We start from the raw sequence: 21,662 nt of genomic DNA, 5'->3' as shown, positions 1-21,662 counted from the left end.
GCCAAATGGCAAACAAACGCTTGCCACCAAGCTGCTTGTTTCCTACGTAGATACTAATCTATTCAGGTTCACGGATCCCGCTTATGCGATCTCAGCCTTAGTTTTACTCAAAAAGTAAAAGGCACTCCGACAAGTAACGATTGAATTCTATGCGTTTATTAAAAGCGACGCAATAAAAGATTATGCTGATAAGACCAATGGAGAAGTATTAGATGTAGCCAAATTAGAATTGGCGCTCTCGCTAGGGATCGAACCTAGAACTCGGCCTCCGGAGGGCCACGTGATATCCATTTCACCACGAGAGCACGGCGACAATAATAATGGCTAAACTACCTAATTACCAGCAAATGAAACCTCACTTGGCTAATATATCAACAAGATAGTTGCATTTTAGTAGTAATTTACTCGCATTTTTTAAGAAAAAACGCTTTAATTAAAAGATTCACTTGAAGCATGCCTAGGGTCTGTTGACCTTTGCGGTTCTATTTTTGCTCTCTTTGAGCGTGCTTTTATCGCGGCGTTCGATGTGTGGCCTAGTCATCTAAGCGAATATCGAACAACAACAAGAAAAGTGCGATCAAAAGAGCCCATAAGAAGCACTGCGAAAACGAATTTTAAAGATCAACAGACCTTAATTATTAGGAGAACAAAATGGCATTAATGACTACCGAACAAGTTGCAGAATTTCTTGGCGTAAAAGAAGAACGCGTCCGTCGTTTAGAACGTGAAAGCTTACTTATTGCGGCTGAAAAAGATGATGCAGGTAACGCAAAATTTAACGAAGACGACGTGAAACGCTATAAAGAGCTTGCTGAACGCATTGGTGGTATTTAAGCTTTAATTAACGGTTCTAACGCTTTTGCATGGCTTTTTAAGCCATGCTTAAGATACCAAAAGTAACAAACAAAGTTATATGCTTGCTGGTAGAGGTTCAGCTTTTCCAGTTGATTAGGTGTTATTGTTTGCTTTTCAAAATAAAAACAAAGTAATTCATACTTTTCGTTTTGACTGAATTTCAGTGAACTACTTAGCGCAGCCAAGTCAAAATACACATCATTTAATCCAACATACTCAAAATCAATTATCCAGCTAGCTGTTTTTGAAAAGAGCAGATTATCGCGAACTAAGTCATTGTGGCATACACCAAATAATTGCGGAAAAGTTGCTATTCTACTCTGCAATTTTTCAATAGCCTTTTTATATACTAAAAATTCATTTACATCACTGAAGCTAGTTAATAATTCGTCAATGTTAATCGTTTCAAACTCATACGAAGCATGAAGATTGTGAAGTTGTTTTAGCTTGGTTACGAGGTTTGGTAAGTGAACATTTTTGTTAAATTTTTCACTCTCAATAAATTGATAAGCAATCAGTTTCTCAGCTTCATTTAATGCGATAACTGTTGGTACGACATTAAGTATCGCGAGTTTTTTTTCTACCTCGGTTACTTTAAAGTTATTCTCTTTATCAAAATGCTTGATAAGCAGCTTTCGATTACAGGTGGTTTCGACCCGAAAGCAAGTATTATTAACGCCCTGAGTTAAATGAAGCGCGTTTTTGACAACATAATCTAAACCAAGCGTAACTAAATACGCTTGGCATTGACTAAGCAAACGTTTGCTCGCTTTGAGGCTCATAATATTGACGCCATTGCAAATACCCCCAAATCACCATTCCGGTATAAATGGCAAATAACACAACGGTTGGGTAATAGCCTTTTTGCAAATACAAGTAAATTGACGCTGCGTCTATAACCAGCCAGTAAAGCCAGTTTTCAAGTACTTTTTTGGCAACTAGATAAGTTGTCATTATGGCAAAGCAGGTAGTGAATGAGTCTAAATAGGCATACTCAGCATGGGTGTAGTTATCCATAACAAAGCCGAGCACCACCGCAATTAAGCTTGTAACAACGATAATTGCTAGATGGGTATTTAGCGCCCAACTGGTAATTGGTAATTCTTTTTTTTCTTTGCCGTTTTTCCAACAGTAAAAGCCATACACCGCCATTGCTAAATAATAAAAATTTAACAGCGACTCCATCAACAGCGCACCATTCCAAAACAAAATCGTATAAATAAAGGTGCTTATAAATGCGCACGGCCATGCCCATAGACTTTCATTCATCACAAACACTAAGTACGCCAGCCCTAAAAAAACTGCGATGTATTCCCAATAACTCATTGCAGTAAAACCGCTAAGTGCCTGTGATAAAAATTCCATTTAAGCCTCTTTGTTTGGCGATAAATCACCACCAATAAATTTACAGACAAAAATCGCCTTGCCAAATTCTTGATGTGAACGCTTAATTTCACTGGTAACCGCCTGCATCACTTCATCATAGTCACCGAATACCTGTGTTGACATAGTATTCGTGATAACTTCTAAATTAGGGTGCGCATTTAAACGATCAATAAACCCTTTAATAAATGGGATGTAATCTTGATGCAGCGGGTATTTACTAATTTCGACTGATAGTTTCATAGTGTTTGATTTCAGGTTTCAGGTTTCAGGTTTCAGGTTTCAGGTTTCAGAAGAGCCTAACTCACCCTTCTGAAATCCAAAAACACAATAATTAATACTGATAGGTAAAGCTTACGCCTGCCATACGTGGCTCTGCAAACTGCACATATGTGTGTGTTTCGTAAAAATCACGCGGGTCATTACCAAATTCAAAGCCACGTGTTGCATAGTCTTGATTGAACATGTTGCGTACCCATGCACTCACTTCCCACGCATTTCGGCTATAACCAATTTTAGCATTTACCAAGTTTACGCTTTCAGCCTTAGAGTCATGACTATCTGAGAAGTAGTAATCATCTTTACCTTCAATGCCCAAATTTACATATAGATTATCCGTTGCATCATAACGAGCAGAAAAAGCGTAGTTATAACGCGGCGCCTGAGCTTGTTCGCGGCCATCTTTGCTCTCACCATCAGCATTAACAAAGTCGTCCACACGCGTACGTAAATAACCAACCGCACCATTTAAGCTTATGCGGTCAGTTAATTGATAACGACCATCGATTTCTAAACCATAGTTACGGCCACTTGCTGCGTTATCAAGGTAACCAACGAATACAGGCTCTGATGTTTCATCGGCTTTGTATTCTTTATAAGCCTTAACTTGCATGTTATCGCGATACATATAAAACGCTGCTAAACGAAGTACCAGTCGCTTGTCTTTTGACATGCCTTTAACACCAAACTCACCGCTCCATAAATACTCTGGGTCAAAATATTTAATCGCTTCAAAGAAACTTTGGTCAGTGCCTTCATCACGTGCTTTTGCTAATGCTTCGCCATTTACACCGCCCGCCTTATAACCGCGCGATAAGCTTGTATAGATCATCGCTTGCTGATTTACCTGATGCTCAAAAGCAAGTTTTCCGCCCACCATTGAATCATCAACTGACTCAACAAAACCATTATTGTCACTGTAATCGCCTTGATAATTTTCAGCGCGGAGACCCGTAATTAGCACAGTGCGATCATCAATGCGCGTTTCTAATTGGCCAAATAGGGCGATATTATCTACTTGATAATTTGAGCTAAAGTCTTGTGCTTGCCACGTGTAAGCACGGGTTAACTCTTCATCTTTTGTTTGATAGTAAATACCCGCAATCCAATCACCCTCTTTGCTTTGAGTATTTAACTCTAGAGAGCGGTCTTGACGTTCGCGAGAGTAAGCATCTGTAGAACTGTAACCCCAAGGGTGTAAACCTGCTTCACATAATTCAGCTTCACTCGCGTCATTACACACCCAGTCTTCATCGTAGCTATAGAGTAAATCTGCGTTTAATGCAGTCACATTAAAGTTAATATCAAACGCATCAAGCCCTGAAAAGTTATTACGCAAGCTAAAAGCAACACTTTCTTGATTGTCTTGCCCTGGCTCGTCTGCAACTGAATTTCGTGAGTTATCCAATGTAAATGCATCATAACCATTTTCAATGTCGATATAATGCACATTAAGTTCGCTTACAAAGATATCGCTAAAATCAGTTTTTGCTTTAAAACGAGCAACGAGCTCGTCTTGATCTTGTGTAGCGTCGTTTAAGTAAATGTTGTCAACATAGCCATCAGAAACATTTTGATAAACGCTAGCACGCAAACCTACAACATCATCAATACCACCACCAGCAGCAACACCTAGATTATACGAATTATAATTACCAACACCCAGCTGTAACTTACCCTGTGCATTTGTAGAAGCCGCTGCAGTATTTATATGGATCATCCCTGCCATTGCATCAGCACCAAAGCGTGTGCCTTGCGGACCACGATAAATTTCAGCTTGCTCAGTATCAAATAGCAGTGCTGAACCACCTAAACCTGAGTAATTAATTCCATCAATCAATAAACCAACTGATGGATTAACAGGATCAACAAATTGTGAACGCAAACCAATACCGCGAATTTGAATAAAACGGCCACGAGACGCGCCCGATGTATAGTTAATATTGGCAGCAGTATTCAGTAGCTCATCCAAATGCACCGCATTTCGTAATGCAATATCTTCTTCGCCCAAAACATGCACACTTGCGCTTAACGTTTGAACACTTTCTTGTTTAAAATCACCTGTAACGGTAATCACTTCAAGATTGTCTGTATTTTGGTTTGCTAAAGAGGTTGCTGAGAGTGAAGCAAGAATTGCAGCAGAGACAAGTTTGAGGCTGGTTTTCACTTTGGTATCCAGTTTTTAAAGTTATTGAACATAAAATTACCGCATAGTTTATAAGAAGTTAAAAAGGTAAGCGAGAGAAGTTCGCATTTGAAGACATAAGTCGTACCTCTTTTTTAAAAAGAATTCGGTAAACTGCATAAAATTTTTTAAAATGGATAACAAAATGACATTTCGCATAGAACTAAAGGTAAGAGACTACGAGTGCGATTTACAAGGCATAGTCAATAACGGCGTATACTTTAATTACCTTGAGCATGCTCGCCATGAGTTTTTGCATGCTAACAATATTGATTTTGCAAAACTGGCAGCAGAGAAGATCAACTTAGTGGTCGTTCGAAGTGAGCTTGATTTTAAAACATCGCTAAAACCGGGAGATGTTTTTTACGTAGAGGTAGAGCCAGTTCGCCTTTCAAAACTAAAATTTGGCTTTAGCCAACGTGTTATTCGTAAAAGTGATGAAAAAGTTGCTGTGGATGCCCTTGTTATTGGCACATCGGTAAATGAAAAAGGCAGACCATTTTTACCAACTGAAATTGATGCTCTTTTTCCCGTTGAATAATTTAGTAAAACGTTAAAAATTAAAAAGGATGCTCAAGTGCATCCTTTTTAGTGTAAAGCTACATAAATTTTAGCTTTCAGAGTAGCCATTAGGGTTTTGGCTTTGCCAACGCCATGCATCAACCATCATGTCGTTTAATCCGCGCTCAGCTACCCAGTCTAAATCGTTTTTCGCTTTTTCTGGGTTTGCATAGCACATAGCTATATCACCAGGGCGGCGCGGTTTTATTTCAAACTTTACGGCTCTTTCGGATGCTTGTTCAAACGCTTTAATCATCTCAAGTACAGAAAAACCATTTCCTGTACCGAGGTTATACACTAACGCCCCATTAGTTGATGCTAATTTGTTAAGCGCTTTCAAATGTCCAAGAGCAAGGTCAACCACATGAATGTAATCTCGTACGCCAGTGCCATCAGGCGTGTCATAGTCATCACCAAACACGCCTAAACATGCTAATTTACCAATAGCCACTTGCGAAATGTAAGGCAGTAAGTTGTTTGGAATATCGTTAGGATCTTCACCAATCAGACCTGATTTGTGTGCCCCAACAGGATTAAAATAACGTAAAATCGCAAAACGCCATTTTTCATTTGAAACGGCTAAATCTTGTAAGATACGCTCAACCATATATTTAGAGGTACCATATGGGTTACTTGTAGCTCCAACCGGAGCAGTTTCAACTACAGGTAACTCTGCTGGCGTGCCATAAACATTTGCAGATGAGCTAAACACTAATTTGCTAACTCCTGCTTTATCCATTGCCGCTAGCAGGTTAAGTGTTCCTTGAACGTTATTCTCGTAATACTTATGGGGCTGAGAGATAGACTCATTTACAGACTTAAGCCCTGCAAAATGCACAACACTTTCGATAGCATGATTCGTGAAAATTTGATCTAAAAGAGCAGTATCTAAAATATCACCTTGATAAAAGATTGCTGACTTACCTGTTATTTCCTCTACGCGCTTAAGGGCTTCTTCTGATGAATTTGATAGGTTATCAATCACAACCACGTCATCGCCCGCATTTAAAAGCTCTACAACAGTATGCGAGCCAATATAACCAGCACCACCAGTAACTAATACCGTCATGTGTTAAATCCTTAAAACTTATGAATAGTAATCGCCAAACACTTGATAAAAGCGTTCAAGCTCAACTTCAGCTAATTGGTTAATGCCCGCTGCCGCAGCTCGTCCACCGCCCGTTGCAAATTGCGTTACTACCTGATCTGCACCTTGTTTGTTATTTAACGGTGCTCTTATGCTAACAGTATAGCCTGAGTCTTTATGATGAGTGAGTACTGCGTGCGCTTTCTCTGGCGATTGGTTTGCAAGCTCATTGCCTAAAACCCCGCTTACACGCCTTGCCCATGGAGCATCTTCAAGCAAAATAACTTTTACAGCATTGTTTTCAAACATCACTTCAGCGGCTTGCGCTTTATCCATATCAGCAATGTATAACCCTTCAAGCTGATAAAAAATAGAGTCTTTTTGTTCTATCAGTTGAAGAGGTGATGAATACGCTAACAATAACTCGAACAGCGCTGCAGGATGAAAGTGTAAATCTTCTATCTCGCTTCCATAACCGTTGTAATTAATATAAATACCTAACGCTTTTAATTTATCTTTTTGTTCTTGAGATAAGCCTAACTTATCGGCCTCAGCATTGGCCGCAGCTATCATATTATCACCGTAGGCTGCAGTAATTGCCCATAAATGAAATTGTTTATCAAGCAATTCACTTACAATTAAGCTTGTACAGGTATTTGCGTCTAAATCAATATGAGCGGTTAGTTTATCACTGCTTGGAATATCACCTGCACGATGGTGGTCAGCATAAAATACCTCTGCACCAGCATCTAAACACCTTTTCAATGCTTCTATATTTTTTTCCATTGAGATATCGAGCACGCGAATATTATCACCTGCTTTTGCATCTACCTGCTTAAGCAATTGAATATCGCGTTTTACACCGGTAATTTTCTTACTTGGAGTTGGGTTTGCAAGTTGCAATTGAAGAAGAGCGATGATGCCATCAGCGTCACCGTTAAAAACGTCGTAGTTCAAAGATGAATCTCAAATAAATCATTAATTATTACGATCATTTACCAATTGCTGTGAGAAAGCAAATAACGATTTATTTGAAGATATAAATGAAAATAGATCAGATTAAAGAATTAATGCTAAAAGAAGCTTGTAACGCAATTGAGTTACAAGCTTCTGAGTCTTAGCTTAATAGCGCATCAATGATACGTTCACACCCTTTCCCATCGCCATACGGATTATGGGCAAAGCTCATTTTGTTGTATGCATCTTTAGAGTCAATCAACTCTGAAACTGAATTCACGATTAGTTCTACATCTGTGCCAACAAGCTTAACAGTGCCTGCTTCAACTGCTTCTGGGCGTTCTGTGGTTTCACGCATTACAAGCACTGGCTTACCTAACGATGGCGCTTCCTCTTGGATACCGCCTGAATCGGTTAAGATAATATGCGCATTATCCATTAGGTAAACAAATGGCAAATAATCTTGTGGTTCTATGAGCTTGACGTTTGAATGCTCCGCGAGCAAACGGTTAACAGGCTCTTGAACATTTGGATTTAGGTGCACAGGGTAAACAAAATTATGCTCAGGGTATTTCTCAGCAAGTGTTGCTATCGCTTGGCAAATACGCTCAAAACCACCACCAAAGCTTTCACGGCGGTGCCCGGTGATTAACACATACGGCTTAGTATTAAAATCAGCGAACTTAGCGTCAAACTCGGCCTTAGTTTCAGCGTTTGTTAGGACATCGTTTTTAACCTGTAATAACGCATCAATAACAGTATTACCTGTTACAACAATACTTTGAGGCTTAACATGCTCACGAAGTAAATTATTTGCAGACCCTTGTGTTGGCGCAAAATGCTTTTCTGCAATAACGCCTGTAATTGTGCGGTTTGCTTCTTCTGGCCAAGGGCTATACAAGTTACCTGTGCGCAAACCCGCTTCTACGTGACCGACCTTTGTTTGTTGATAAAACGCAGCTAACGATGTCGCTAACGTAGTCGTCGTATCACCATGAACTAATACCCAATCAGGTTTAAAGTCAGCAATAACAGGTTTTAAACCCAGTAAAATTTTACTCGTAATATCAGTGAGATCTTGCCCCGGCTTCATGATATTTAAATCATAATCAGGTTTAATTTTAAAGAGCTCGAGTACTTGATCCAGCATTTCGCGGTGCTGTGCAGTTACACATACCTTGCTTTCAATTTTCGGCTCATTTTCAAGCGCTTTAACTAATGGCGCCATTTTTATCGCTTCAGGGCGCGTACCAAATACGGTTAATACTTTCATAATAATTACTTACACAATACCACGGCTATCAATAACCACTTTTGCGGCCCACTTTTCAGCATCAACGTTTTTAAACTCTGAATGGTCAACTAAGATAGCCATTACTTTAGCCTCTTCAAACAAACGCTTTTGGTAAAGATTCAATATTTGGCTCTACTACAAGCATTTCAAGGCCATCTTGATTAGCCAACTTAACGGCAATATCAAGTGCAGGGCTTTCACGTAAATCATCAATATCAGCTTTAAATGCCAAACCAAAACAAGCTACTACAGGGCGCTTAAATTCATCCGCTTCTTTGATGATTTGGTTAAAGACATATTCAGGTTTTGCATCGTTTACTAAACGCGCCTGCTTGATAAGTTTTGCTTCATCTGGTGCAGAGCTCACAATAAACCAAGGGTCAACAGCAATACAGTGGCCGCCAACACCAGGGCCTGGGTTTAAAATATTTACACGTGGATGGCGGTTAGCAAGTTTAATCAATTCCCATACATTGATATCTAATTTATCGCAAATAAGCGAAAGCTCGTTTGCGAATGCAATATTGACATCACGGAATGAATTTTCAGTTAGTTTTGCCATTTCTGCGGTGCGCGCATTAGTGATTAAACACTCACCTTTAACAAATGTTTTATAAAGAGCAACCGCTCTTTCAGAACACGCAGGCGACATACCACCAATTACACGATCATTCTCAACGAGCTCGCGAAGCACATGACCTGGTAAAACACGTTCAGGGCAATGAGCGATATTAATATCTGGGGTAGTCGAATCTTGCTGTGGGAATGATAAATCAGGGCGTGCTTCTGCAAGCCATTTAGCCATTTCTTCCGTTGCACCAACTGGAGACGTTGACTCAAGAATTACTAAGTTACCCTTCTCTAATACTGGCGCAATAGTTTTTGCTGCAGACTCAATGTAAGACAAATCCGCTTTATAGTCATCCTGAAATGGTGTAGGAACAGCAACCATAAAGGCATCAGCCTTCTCAGCGGTAAGTGTCGCTTTAAGGTTGCCACTATTAACAACTGAACGCACAACAATATCTAGATCCGGTTCAACAATATGCACATTGCCTTCGTTAATCGTCTTAACAGCATGCTCACTGACATCTAATCCGATTACATTTAAACCACGAGACGCAATAACGGCTGCCGTTGGCAAACCGATATAACCTAAACCAACTACGGATACTGTTTTAAATTCCACTATTTTAAATCCTGAAAAAACGATGGGGAGAGTTTACACGATTATTCTTAGTGATTAAAACTAAAGAAAATCATATTTTATGCGTGGCTTCATTTACAGGCTTTGATGCAGCAGCTAAAAATAAAGCAAATATTACGATTTGATTTGTATTCATAAAGACAGGATTCGTAAAGCTATATACTAACATTAAGCTAATGCTGACAAATAAAAACTCACTATTCACCTTAGTTTTCTTATCAAAACTACATAACCTAAGAATGAAAGAAATAAAAAAGTAGTAGTATAAAGCAAAACCTAGATACCCAAACTCACCTAAAACACTTGCAAAATTACTGTCGTAAATACCATCTTTTTCAATAAAAAAGCGACTATTCCTAACCCCCAACTCTGCATATATAGCGCTATCATCAGATTTAACGGTACCAAACGTTGCAGCACCAGTTCCAACAGGAAATCTTTCATTTGCCAATTCAAAAGAAAAATATATCATCATCCCCCTTATATAAGCTGCTTTTGTCGGGTTTTCAATGGTATTGATGATATTTTGCTGAGTGATTTCAACCAATTCATTAAAGTATTTATTTGGACCTATAGCAACAAAAATCAGACTTAATGTTCCTATCACAGTAGCTGTCACCCTAAATGATGCTCTAAACCCCCAAGCAAGGATTATCGGAAAAACTACTAATGCGGTTCTAACTGAAGTCAGAAATACCAAAATCAGAGACATAAAAATGAAAATGAATTTGGCTTTCTGTGATATTTTATTATCAGAACATATAAAGTAAGCAGCCAACATCGACATAAAGAAACCAAGATTTGCTGTATGACCTTGAATTCCAATAGGCCTCACACTTCCCCCTCTCATTTGAACCTTTTGATCCAGCAGAGCGTTTAGAGTCCCTTGAAACAACAAGTCAAAAAATAAAAAGAATACAGATAAGCAAATAATAACATTTAAGACTTTTTTCGATATTTGACTTTTAACTACCAAATAAAAAAAACCAATGAAAACAATATACTTAGAATGTACAAATATTTGCTGTGCGACATTGGACAAACCTCGCTCTGGTACGGCTTTAATACTCAAAATGGACATCCATAGCACAAGAAAAGCATAGGACATAACTATAAATTTTGCGGATTTTAGAGTAAACGACTTCCAAATCAAAATCGCCAACATAAATAGCTGAATAAATTCATCAATATATGTTGAAAGGCCCAGCAAGTGCGTCAAAGCATTTTGTAGAGGTAAAAATATCGAAATACCTACCAATAAAAGTAGCCAATAAAAATTAGCTACTTTACTCAGTACACTCATTTATTATTACTTCTCAATATTCTAATTGTTAGTAAGGAAAGTGACACTAAAAACACACCTGCAAAAGTGATCGCAATACACACAATAGCTCTTTTAGGCTCACTTTTTAAAACAGGTAACAACGGTGCTTCTATCGTTTTAAATGCAAACTCTTTACGCGTATTTGCTAAAGCCAAGTTTTTATATTGTTCTTCCATGATTTGCTGAAGAGAAAGTTTTACTTCAGAATATTTAGCGCTTGCTAATTGAGTTTTCAAATACTCAAGAGACTGAGTATTGGACTCTAGTTCCTGCTTTCGCATAAACTCATTAAAAGTAACAATAATAGCTTCTAAAGTTGATTTAGCAAAAGTTGGTGAATAAGACTTGAAGTTGATTTTTACCAACTCCGTTTTCCTATCATAACTAATAGAAAAACTCTCCTTAAATTTCTTTACTAGTTCAATATCTGCAGGCTCAAGTTTTTGAGGATACTTAAACTTCCTAACCCATTTATTTAGCTCAACATTATAAATTTTATCGTTATATATAAAGCTATTATTTTCAGCATTAAACCCCTCTGCAGCCATAACAATTTTTTCTAATTTATTTTGCCTTATAAAAAAAGCCAAAAATGAATTAGAGCTAATGATCTCCTTTAAGACTTCAGGAGAATAATTCGACTTACCTACGGAGATTCCAGCTAAACTAGCGAGGCCGCCCAACTTGCTCAAGGCACCTTTTCCACCTTGCTCATTGAAATTAGAAGATACAACTGTTGAACTTGTATATTGATTTGGGATTGATAAAGCGACCCATATAGATATCCCCCCAAAAACAATAGCTGCAATCAGGATTTTCCACTTATCTTTTAATAGCCACGACAAAATTATTTCTGGGGTTACACTACCTTGGTTCATACAGGATTTGCTCTTTTACCGAATAAAACTCTTTATGCATCCAGCTTTAACTAATTTGAAGCTGAGCATCTCAAACAAGGCCTTATGTTACCATTGAATATCTCTAATATTTAGTGTCATAAGTATTTTTATTGGCTGAATTCAATATTGTGTACTTTTACTATAAATACCTAGAAGTTAAGTTCGATAACTGTAATATTGCCATAATACTTAGATTACATTGCTTTGATATATCAAGTTTTGCAATATTCTTAAAATTTGCCTAAAGCTAGGTTCTTTGCTTTATAGTTTCTAAAAACAAAGCTGCCGCATAAAATTGGCATAATTAAATACAAGTTAGATTGATTGATAATCCCAACTGAAAGTAAGCACAAAACTGTTAGGGTAATCAATAACACAAATAAATTCAGCTTAGCAACTGACGCTTCCTCTCCGTGTAAACTTAGGGACGTTAAGTTAGCAAAACCATATTGAGAACAAACAAAGATAAGCATGATCATACTTGGGATCGCCACCGCCATTTCCCACTCAACATTTAGCACGGTCAAATAGAGGGCCGTAAAAAATAAACCGCCAAAGCAACTAAACCATATAATTTTGCTATAAAGGGCATTGATTTTACTCAACTGCCCCCAATCTAGCGCCTCATCTGCCATTGTTTTCATTGATTTATTTGCATAGGTTCTTGGTATTAACATCGCAATTGAGAAGCAAGAAATAGCCAGCGCTACGTATGAAGCTGTCTCTGGTGCAAATATCTCTTTTGATATAAATGGGAAGCAAAATACAGCGAAAATGCTTGCTGTTGTTGATACAGCAATATTTCCAACCTTTTTAATTGGGATCCGAGTAGATTCAGAATTACTTGGTTTGTCGTCCAACGCTACTACAACTACTAAACCGATAAAACACGCTATTACATAAACAATGTAAGGCGCGTTGGGATGCTCTACTTCATTAAATGCCATAAATGCAGGCAGCAAAAGGCAAGATAAAGAAACCATACATTCAGCAATCGCTAGGATCACAAAGCCATGGTTCGCTATGCGCTTAAAGCGGTAAACATAGTAAAAATGTAAAACGCCTAACAACATTAGGGTAAAGTAAAGGTTACTTATTATACCTGCGAGAAATAGCCCGATTAAAATTAGGGAGGATGCCAGCAAGCCAACCAAGGACTGCTTTAATATACCTTTAAAGCTATTTAAGTAAGCCTGTTTGAGAACAAAAAAACCGTAACTTTGACTGAATGCTGTATTGAGCAACATCAAAATGAAAAAGTCACTGCCAAATGAGGCTGTATTGCTTGCCCCTAAGAAGAAAATACAGGATGAAAGTAAAATCACACGAGAGGCCCCAGGCCCCCCAGTAGCTAACAATGGAGCAAACACTGTTAGCAACCAATTCATCTTCATATGCTCCACTTTGCCGTGCGCCATATAATCCAAACGTAATTTAGACAAAGACTCTAGCGACTGTGAAAATGCATGGCGCATTTTTAAGTTAGACAAGCCATATTTACTTGATGTCAGCAGCTCTAAAAACGAAATTTTATCGCCTTTTATTTTTTTGCGATAAAAGGAGAAGTTTTCCATATTCCGTTTAGACATGATTGCATGATGTTTACGCTCGAATAAATCAATTGCATTTAATTTATTCTGAACAGAGGATATTCGCTCTAACTCGCGATCATCATTAACTATATAAAGTTCTTTACCTAGTCGGTACGCATCACCATATTTTGCAATAAGACGTACCCATAAATCATGATCTTGCAATGCTGGCAGCTTAGGGTCAAAGCCATTTACTGATAACACTCGTTCACGGTTGACTAAAATTTGATTCGAGCATTGATTCAAATCAAGCGCATTTGATAATGAGATTACTTTATTTTTAGCAAAAAGAGATTTTTTATGAGCGCCATAATCCCAAAAGTAGCCACTACAAACAAAAGCGAATTTTTCATCATAAATTTGAATCAAATCTTCAAGTCGCGTTGGCAAAAATACATCATCATCATCAAGACCAGTAACAAGATCCGTATCTAAACTTTCAATTGCCTTATTCCGGGCTGCACAGGCACCTATCGATTGCTCATTTCGTATAAACGTAATGCTAGGATGAGATAAACTTGATAAATACTCAAAAGTCCCATCAGTTGAACCATCATCAACAATACACACTTTAAAATGTTGATAAGTTTGCTGTAAAACCGAATCAAGTGCTTTTTTCAATAGCTCTAAACGATTCTTTGTTGGTATATAAACACCAACAGTTAACTGACAGTTTTTAGAAGCACTCATATAAGCTTAATGTCCGCTGATAATTTCGAAGTTCTCAAACATGAATTACAAGCGACCTCTTAAATACAAATAAACAAACTTAAGTAGTTTGATTTGTCTTTTCAATCGTGTTGGCTCTTTTAATAAGCGATACAACCATTCTAAGTTATATTTACACCAAGCTTCAGGCGCACGTTCGACATTACCAACTAAAACATCCAAACTACCACCCACCCCCATATAAAACGCATTAGGGTGTTGCTTTTTACACTCATCAATGAAGGCTTCTTGTTTTGGCGAACCGAGCGCTACTATTACGACATCCGCTTTTGATTGTATGATATTACCGATAAGCTCTGATCGATCTTTAAAATAACCATCGCTGCGCCCAGCTATATTAATATTAAATTGATCAATCAACTTTTGTTCTGCTTTCTCAGAAACCTCAGGTTTCGCGCCAACTAAATATACCGAACCATTATTCTCAGACGCTTTCTTTACAACTTCTAACCAAAGCTCTACACCCGGAATACGTTGCAATTTTTTGCCTGATTTTTTTTCCATCGCTTTGACAACACCAATGCCATCAGCGTATTGCACCGTAGCGTTAAGCAAAATATGTTTAACCTGTTCGCACTCTAAGCTTTTTAAAATCTTTTCAGGATTGATAGCGATTGCAACACCTGGTTTTATTGAATCAGCTTCTGAAAAAACATGACTTAAAACATGTTCAACAGATTCAAACGGCATTACAGGAATATCAGCTATTTTTATAGGCTCGACCAAAATACTTCCAACTATTTATACTTTCTATATATTTCTAAAACAGATTGAGCAACAAACCCAATATTTGCAGCTTTTGAGCTTTTAAGGGCACTATCAACTAGCATTTGGTATTCACCTTGCGACACACCATTTACTATTGATTTAATCTGCTCAGTTAGATTAGCGTCTTGCGCTAATATATAACCATTAACCTTATCGTTCACTTGCGCTAAGGCACCATCTGTTTGCGTTGCAATGACAGGGGTGCCACACGCCATTGCCTCAGACATGACAAGACCAAACGATTCATTATAACTCAAATTCAGAAGCCATTTGCACTGAGAATATAGTTCAGCTAATTTTTCCGCTTCTAAAAATGAAAAATAAGTAAAGTTGTCATGGCTTTGTTCTGAAAAATATGACTGTTCAGGACCAGAGCCAACAACCACAATTTTATAATCAGGCAATAAAGCATCACAAATTTTCTGTAATCGCTTTGCCCCTTTATTTTCATCCAGTGCACCGACAAAAATAAAGTCATAGTGTTTTGTATGTTCCGTCAATTTAAACGTGGGTAATATACCCGCACACAACACACTCGACGGCAAGTTTGGTTTAAAAAAACGTGCTTTTAGTTGTTTGCTAACGAAAATACCGTGATCAATAAAGTTAGCCGCACATTTATACCACCACTTCACAGGATGGTAATAATACACATCATTACCGTGAAAAGTGACAACAATTTTAACCTTTGGATTTCGTAACAGCTTATATGCCATTGCCAGTATTATCGTCGGAAAAAAGAAATGAACATGGATGATATTCAGTGTTTTTCGACTGAAGACAAATTGCTTTATGAAATCAAATAGAAAATAGCCATACCGTTTCGCAAAAGAGCCAGCCTCTCTTGCTTTTAAAGGCATTTGGTAATATTCGATATTTTCTATTGTAGCTTTCGCTTTTAAGGCTTCAGTTTGACGACGTACAAACATGCCTTGCGACGGGTTTTCTTTCGTCGCACACATGTTTGTGACTATTAGAATATTCATAAATGAATTGTATTTGCTATTTGCTTGTTAAAACTGACTGATGGCGAGGTTTTTTATTAATCCCTAAAAAGCGTCTCACTTTCACAGTGACACGCCAAATTCGGCTCATAACGCGATAGTATAGATATTGCATCACAAGGAAAGAAAAGAACATAACATACTCAGGAACAGCCAGTATTTCAGCAATAATACCAAGCGAAGCGAGCACACTTGCCATTAGACAAATTACAAACAATGTTTTTTTAGGTCCTACTCCGAGGCGCAGCATAATATGGTGTAAATGCTCTCGGTCAGGCTTAAACGGAGATTGCCCTTTTTTAACGCGGCGAGAAATCGTAGACACAGCATCCATAATTGGGATTGCGGCAATCCAAAGGGCAGTAACAGGGCTTAACGCTTTCACATCGCCTTGTGAGCCTTCTAATAAAAGCCAGACAACAGTAAAACCAATAACCGTACTACCTGCATCACCCATAAATATTTTAAAGCGCTGCCCTAGCGGAATACCAAGATTCATTAAAATGTAAGGAATGGTGGCAATCACGATTGTCAGTGAAAATGCCAGTAACTCAGTATTTCCCGAAAAATAAAATAGCACCGACATAGCAGCAAATGTCACTGTCGCGAGACCACCTAACAAACCATCAATGCCATCGACCATATTAAACGCATTAATAGCACCAACGACAGCAACAACGGTAATCACATAACCTAAATAGGATAAGTTTAATTGAAAAGGTCCTACCAACTGCCCAACATCAAAAAGGATCAGTTCTGCAAAGATCATCATGATTGCAGAAATACCTACTTGCAATAATAACCGAAGCTTAAAGCTAATATCGAGTAGGTCATCTAGCACGCCAACAGCAAGTAATACACCTGCACAACCTAAATAGATATATGATGAAGAAATTGTTTCTGGGAATGTGTATAAGTAACTAAATACTACAACAAAAATGGCTAAACCGCCGATTAGAGGAATTCTGCCTTTGTGATGTTTTCTTTCATTAGGTGAGTCAACCAAATTAATAGCATGCGCTACTTTTCGAAAGAAAAACAAACTCAAAAAGGAGCCAAAGAAAATCCCTATGCTACTCGCTATCACAATGAAAAATACCTATTACACTATGCGAGTTTCATTACTAAGAAAACACGCAAATTTAAAGAAAACAAGTTAAAATACGAAAATTATCGTCAATGTTATAGTTAACATATATTAATGACAAATAAGTTAGCGGCTATTTTAGCTGAAATAGCTCAGATCGCCATAGAAAAATATGTATTAAAGAGTATTTCTTCTGTTATTAAGTTATTTTGTTATACCTAAAACACAAGGTATTATATTAGCTTGATAATTATTTAGGTATTCAGATTGAAATCAATTAGACAAAAAACAATCAACATACTGCCAAAAAAAGTAAAATTATTTTTGTCTGCGATTAAACTAATTATTCGAAAACCAAGGCTGATAGCACACGCCAACAAGCAGTATAAGCAAACTAGTAAGCCTATTTATTTACTTTCATTCCCTCGAGGGGGATCAAGCTGGGTAGGTTCAGTCCTTGGTATGGCTAAAAATGTAAGATATCTAAGGGAACCTATTACAACCGCTTTTTTTTACCATAAGAAACAAAGCGCCAGTGTTTTTAGTGAAGCACAATGTGAAAACTGGGCCCGTTACTCAAACCTAATCACCAAAGCACTTAATGCTCAATTATTTTTAATCGACAAAGTCATTCCTTTTCCAACACAATGGCAACAACCAAAAGAAAGTAAAACTACAGTAATAAAAGAGGTCAATCCTCTAATTATTAAAGAGCTTGTTCAGCATGATATTAATTTAGCCTACTTAATTCGGCACCCATTTTCAGTTGCCAAAAGTTATAAAGCGCTTGGCTGGAATAAAGCAAATCAATTTGCAACTCGCTTCTCCAATCAAGAAATTCAATTGCTATTAGAGAAATACCCCGCTTTACTGAAAAAAGATTACTTTTACCAAATTGGCTTTTTACAAGGGTTCATAGAAGCTAAGTGTCGTTCGGAAAGTTTAGACCCTATAGTTTACGAATCGCTAGTGGAGAACCCTTTATCCGAGTTTTCGATACTCTTTGATAAATATCATCTCGAATTCGATGATGTTATAAAAACACACATTAAAAAAACTCTATCACACTCTAAACCCGTTACCCCTGGGGACTTTGGCTTAGTGCGTCAACAAAAAGAACTGTGCAGTATTAAGGTTTCACCAAAAGAATTAAATGATTTTATCAGTACAATGCAAGGTTACCATGCTGGTTTTATACATGAATCACCTAATCGTATCGCGGTTTATTTAAAGCAAATCAAAGTTGAGTACGTAGATTTTGAGGTTGGTAAATGAATTGGCGACAAGGCGCTTTTAATTCAGCAATATTAATTCTAGAAAAAGCACTCTCCTTACTCTCAGGGCTCATTCTGACTATTGCTATAACACGATATTATAGCCAGCCCGAATTCGGGCTTTTTTCATTTGCTTTAGCGAGTATTACCATATTTTTACCATTCTCAAGAATGGGGTTGAGCAACATCGTTGCAAGGCTTTTTACTAAATACCCTTTTAATACATCTAATATTTTAACCAACGCTTTAAAAATAAGAATAGTGGGTGCAATGATAGGTTTAACAGCCTGCACTTTATACCTTTACCTATCTCAATCTGAACATTTACTATTAGTGCTGACATGTTTAGTTTTCAGCAGTTTTGTCGTTTTTAATGTCTGCGAGTTTTATTTTTTGGCAAATAACCAAATCCTATTAGCAATAAAAATTAAAGTAGTAACCCAGTTAATTTTTTTACTAATTAAAATAGCCTTTGTTGTAAAGCAAAATGATATTCAATATATCTTACTATTACATTGTCTAGAACACGTTTTCATAGGGTGTCTTTTATATTTTTTTGCATCCAGTAAAATAAAAATGGCAAAAAGTGTAAATCATAAGTCCTTCGCGATCCCACTAGCTAAAAAAGGAGGCTGGTTATTTTTATCTGCGGCTGCCGCTGTTCTATACTTAAAAATCGACCAATTAATGATTCATCAACTGCTTGGTGCACAACAACTAGCCCTTTATTCAGCAGCCACAAAAATAAGCGAATTATGGTTTATTTTCCCAGTCCTTATTGCTAATGCCTGCCAACCTCTTTTAGTAAAAATATCCAATGATAAAAAGCACTATCAACAAGTATTATTAAAAATAATGAGCTTATTTACATTGATAAGCCTTATTATTATTTGCTTAACCTTAATTTTGGGCGATACAGTATTATCATTAATTTTTGGTATGGATTACAGCAGTGCAGGCTCTGTATTGTCTATTCATGTATTTGCCACATTATTTGTTTTTCATCGTGCCATTTTTAGTAAATGGCTGATTAATGAAAAACTGTATAAATTCAGCTTGGTTAGTCATGTTTCTGGCGCTTTGGTTAACATCACTCTAAATATGTTACTCATACCATTATATGGAATACAGGGCGCGGCTTGGGCCAGTGTGTTCGCTTATGGTACTAGTGGACTACTGATCTTGTTTATCAATAAAAAAACACGTGTGTTTGCATACACTACTGTAAAATCATACTTAGCTTGGGTGAAAATAAAACCAAGCGGTGTGTTAACTATTTTAAAAAATAAAGAGATTAAGGGTGACTAACAAAACCTTTCGATATGATATTAATAGCTTGCGAGCTCTCGCTGTTATTGCCGTTGTAACCTATCATTTTGGTGAAAATCTCTTACCCGGTGGTTTTATTGGTGTAGATATATTTTTTGTTATTTCTGGTTTTTTAATGACTAAGATAGTTTATGAAAAGTACAGAAATAAATCTTTTTCAATTTATCAATTTTATACTGCCAGAGCAAAACGAATCATCCCTGCACTTGCTGTGCTATGTTGTTTATTATTGCTTTATGGTTGGTTCTTTCTACTTCCTACAGACTTTCAGTTACTAGCAAAACATATAGTCAGCAGCCTCACATTTCTATCCAATATTGTGTATTGGACAGAGTCTGGATATTTCGATTTAGCAGCGAAAGAAAAGTGGCTATTGCATACCTGGTCTCTCTCTTTAGAATGGCAGTTCTACATAGCCTTTCCTATTTTTTTATACGCTTTATTGCGATATTTACCTTTACGCTTTGTAAAACTAACGCTTTTAATAACAACATTAGCCTGTCTTATTGTCAGTTTAATCTTAACTGATATGAAACCTTCGCTTGGTTTTTATAGCTTACCGACACGTTCTTGGGAATTGCTCGCTGGTAGCCTTTCGTTCTTTTACCCTATTAACATAGAAGAAAAGCAAAAGAACATATGGGGATGTGTTTCAATACTAACTATTTTTCTTAGTCTCATTTTCATTTCAGACAACTTAGCTTGGCCTTCACTAGTTACATCAGTGCCAGTTATAGCGACAGTTATTTTGCTCGCATTGAACCTTTCATGGGTTATGCTACGTTCAAACATTCTGAATTTTTTCGGTAATATTTCATACTCGTTGTATTTATGGCATTGGCCCTTAACTGTTCTACTTGTCTATTTAGGGCAACAAAATAACTTACCGAGTATTCTTACAGCTATAGGGATCTCTATTTGCCTCGCATATATATCTTACAAGTATATCGAAACGCCCTGTCGCAAAGTCAAAAGTACGTTTATAAAATCTCTAATTACGTACTTAATCACAATAATATTCGCATTATTTATCTATTTAACACATGGAGCTAAACTTGAAATTCGCCCAGTTAGCATAAGTGAACAGGCTAATTTTGTTGAGAAATATAAAGGATATAAAATTGATCCTGATGGTTATTGGCTTAAGTGTAGCACCAAAAACAATCATGAAAGTTCAGGAATATTTGAAGTAGATAATAGCTGTCTAAAGTCTAACAAAGGCGGCATATCTTTGGGAGTTCGAGAATTTATAGCTAATGAGCAAAGTTTTTCCCAGCTTGCATCACCGGGTTGCCACCCTTACTTTCCTGAATTTAAACAAAACCATTTAAAAGGCAATGGCGCTGAAGCTTGTAAAATGAGTAATAGCAAAGCACTCGAGTATATTATTAGGACTCCCCCCCATACTGTCATCCTCACTCAAGCAAAGGATGCCTTAAACTATGATTGGGATAAACTTGCTAAAGCGATTATAGAAAACGGAGTGCAACAAGTATTGTTAATTGGACCAACGCCTCAGTGGCAGCCTAATCTAGTATCAACGATTGCTAACAGGCATTGGCACAATAAAAATGGCTATATTGTAGATGCATCATTAGATGAAGCAATATTGGATATCGATAAAAAGCTACATATAAAATACATAGATAGCCCTAATTTAACTTATATCTCAACAGTTGAATTTCTTTGTGTGCAAGATAAAAAGGTATCCTGTAAAGCGATTATATTTAATCAAGAGAATAAATATCCGCTAGTTTTTGATTATGGGCATTTAACAAAAGAAGGGGCAATCGCCATTGCTGAAAGTGCCATAAAATCGTATATTGCCGACATGTAGTACTTTAAAGA

18 protein-coding genes, 1 tRNA gene, 1 pseudogene and 1 riboswitch are annotated in these 21,662 nt (G+C 37.2%); of the genes and pseudogenes, 5 read left to right on the top strand and 15 right to left on the bottom strand.

The window, feature by feature from the left end; translation table 11 throughout:
• Window positions 1–22 precede the first annotated feature (22 nt).
• Window positions 23–139, bottom strand: a riboswitch (TPP riboswitch).
• A 91-nt stretch (window positions 140–230) separates the two neighbouring features.
• A tRNA-Arg gene (locus tag ON073_RS04435) sits at window positions 231–305 on the bottom strand.
• Window positions 306–651: 346 nt separating this feature from the next.
• Here ON073_RS04435 and ON073_RS04430 point away from each other — a divergent pair.
• On the top strand, window positions 652–834 hold the full coding sequence (locus tag ON073_RS04430; RefSeq protein ID WP_010561097.1) for a helix-turn-helix domain-containing protein: 183 nt from the start codon (window positions 652–654) through the stop codon (window positions 832–834).
• Here ON073_RS04430 and ON073_RS04425 read toward each other — a convergent pair.
• From ON073_RS04425 to ON073_RS04410, 4 genes are all read right to left on the bottom strand, one after another.
• Window positions 831–1,637: a phosphotransferase family protein gene (locus ON073_RS04425; protein WP_274760653.1), complete on the bottom strand. Its 807-nt coding sequence runs from the start codon at window positions 1,635–1,637 to the stop codon at window positions 831–833. The genes ON073_RS04430 and ON073_RS04425 overlap by 4 nt on opposite strands.
• The gene (gene pnuC, locus ON073_RS04420; RefSeq protein WP_274760652.1) at window positions 1,606–2,220 is read right to left on the bottom strand and encodes a nicotinamide riboside transporter PnuC; all 615 of its coding nucleotides are present in this window, start codon (window positions 2,218–2,220) and stop codon (window positions 1,606–1,608) included. The genes ON073_RS04425 and pnuC overlap by 32 nt, the downstream gene beginning before the upstream one ends.
• A complete protein-coding gene (locus ON073_RS04415; RefSeq protein WP_038639631.1) occupies window positions 2,221–2,481 on the bottom strand; it encodes a hypothetical protein in 261 nt (86 codons plus the stop codon).
• 91 nt (window positions 2,482–2,572) lie between these two features.
• Complete coding sequence (locus ON073_RS04410) at window positions 2,573–4,684, bottom strand: TonB-dependent receptor (RefSeq protein WP_274760651.1); 2,112 nt, start codon at window positions 4,682–4,684, stop codon at window positions 2,573–2,575.
• 163 nt (window positions 4,685–4,847) lie between these two features.
• On the opposite strand from ON073_RS04410, the gene ON073_RS04405 reads away from it, so the two are divergent.
• Window positions 4,848–5,243 (top strand): acyl-CoA thioesterase, encoded by a 396-nt coding sequence (locus ON073_RS04405; RefSeq protein ID WP_274760650.1) that lies wholly within the window; start codon window positions 4,848–4,850, stop codon window positions 5,241–5,243.
• A 69-nt stretch (window positions 5,244–5,312) separates the two neighbouring features.
• Here the strand turns inward: ON073_RS04405 and galE are convergent, their stop codons facing one another.
• From galE to wecA, 10 genes and pseudogenes are all read right to left on the bottom strand, one after another.
• Window positions 5,313–6,332 (bottom strand): UDP-glucose 4-epimerase GalE, encoded by a 1,020-nt coding sequence (gene galE, locus ON073_RS04400; RefSeq protein ID WP_274760649.1) that lies wholly within the window; start codon window positions 6,330–6,332, stop codon window positions 5,313–5,315.
• 18 nt (window positions 6,333–6,350) lie between these two features.
• Window positions 6,351–7,307, bottom strand: a complete 957-nt coding sequence (locus tag ON073_RS04395) for a DHH family phosphoesterase (protein ID WP_274760647.1) — start codon at window positions 7,305–7,307, stop codon at window positions 6,351–6,353.
• Between the two features lie 160 nt (window positions 7,308–7,467).
• Window positions 7,468–8,580: a non-hydrolyzing UDP-N-acetylglucosamine 2-epimerase gene (gene wecB, locus ON073_RS04390; protein WP_274760646.1), complete on the bottom strand. Its 1,113-nt coding sequence runs from the start codon at window positions 8,578–8,580 to the stop codon at window positions 7,468–7,470.
• A gap of 9 nt (window positions 8,581–8,589) precedes the next feature.
• Window positions 8,590–9,790 (bottom strand): annotated as a pseudogene (gene wecC / locus ON073_RS04385) (UDP-N-acetyl-D-mannosamine dehydrogenase).
• A gap of 70 nt (window positions 9,791–9,860) precedes the next feature.
• Entirely contained in the window at window positions 9,861–11,111 is a 1,251-nt protein-coding gene (locus ON073_RS04380) for an O-antigen ligase family protein (protein WP_274760645.1), read from the bottom strand.
• On the bottom strand, window positions 11,108–12,010 hold the full coding sequence (locus ON073_RS04375) for a Wzz/FepE/Etk N-terminal domain-containing protein (RefSeq protein ID WP_274760644.1): 903 nt from the start codon (window positions 12,008–12,010) through the stop codon (window positions 11,108–11,110). The genes ON073_RS04380 and ON073_RS04375 overlap by 4 nt, the downstream gene beginning before the upstream one ends.
• A gap of 251 nt (window positions 12,011–12,261) precedes the next feature.
• Window positions 12,262–14,313, bottom strand: coding sequence for a glycosyltransferase family 2 protein (locus ON073_RS04370; protein ID WP_274760643.1), 2,052 nt, complete (start codon window positions 14,311–14,313; stop codon window positions 12,262–12,264).
• 45 nt (window positions 14,314–14,358) lie between these two features.
• Window positions 14,359–15,078 (bottom strand): WecB/TagA/CpsF family glycosyltransferase, encoded by a 720-nt coding sequence (locus ON073_RS04365; protein WP_274760642.1) that lies wholly within the window; start codon window positions 15,076–15,078, stop codon window positions 14,359–14,361.
• Window positions 15,079–15,089: 11 nt separating this feature from the next.
• Window positions 15,090–16,106 carry a glycosyltransferase family 4 protein gene (locus ON073_RS04360; RefSeq protein ID WP_274760641.1) on the bottom strand — a complete coding sequence of 339 codons (1,017 nt, stop codon included), beginning with the start codon at window positions 16,104–16,106 and terminating at the stop codon, window positions 15,090–15,092.
• 16 nt (window positions 16,107–16,122) lie between these two features.
• Entirely contained in the window at window positions 16,123–17,211 is a 1,089-nt protein-coding gene (wecA, locus tag ON073_RS04355) for a UDP-N-acetylglucosamine--undecaprenyl-phosphate N-acetylglucosaminephosphotransferase (RefSeq protein ID WP_342455408.1), read from the bottom strand.
• 267 nt (window positions 17,212–17,478) lie between these two features.
• Here wecA and ON073_RS04350 point away from each other — a divergent pair, with 267 nt between their 5' ends.
• Genes ON073_RS04350 through ON073_RS04340 form a run of 3 tightly spaced genes read left to right on the top strand, consistent with a single transcriptional unit; the run spans window position 17,479 to window position 21,651 of the window.
• The gene (locus ON073_RS04350) at window positions 17,479–18,486 is read left to right on the top strand and encodes a hypothetical protein (RefSeq protein WP_274760640.1); all 1,008 of its coding nucleotides are present in this window, start codon (window positions 17,479–17,481) and stop codon (window positions 18,484–18,486) included.
• Window positions 18,483–19,793, top strand: a complete 1,311-nt coding sequence (locus ON073_RS04345) for a flippase (RefSeq protein ID WP_274760639.1) — start codon at window positions 18,483–18,485, stop codon at window positions 19,791–19,793. Before ON073_RS04350 ends, ON073_RS04345 begins: the two co-directional genes overlap by 4 nt.
• Window positions 19,786–21,651 (top strand): acyltransferase family protein, encoded by a 1,866-nt coding sequence (locus ON073_RS04340; RefSeq protein ID WP_274760638.1) that lies wholly within the window; start codon window positions 19,786–19,788, stop codon window positions 21,649–21,651. The genes ON073_RS04345 and ON073_RS04340 overlap by 8 nt, the downstream gene beginning before the upstream one ends.
• Window positions 21,652–21,662 lie beyond the last annotated feature (11 nt).

Source organism: Pseudoalteromonas sp. G4, from assembly GCF_028875915.1.
GTDB lineage: Bacteria > Pseudomonadota > Gammaproteobacteria > Enterobacterales > Alteromonadaceae > Pseudoalteromonas.
The sequence above is the reverse complement of the archived record's forward strand: the minus strand, read 5'-3'. Positions and strand labels throughout refer to the sequence as shown.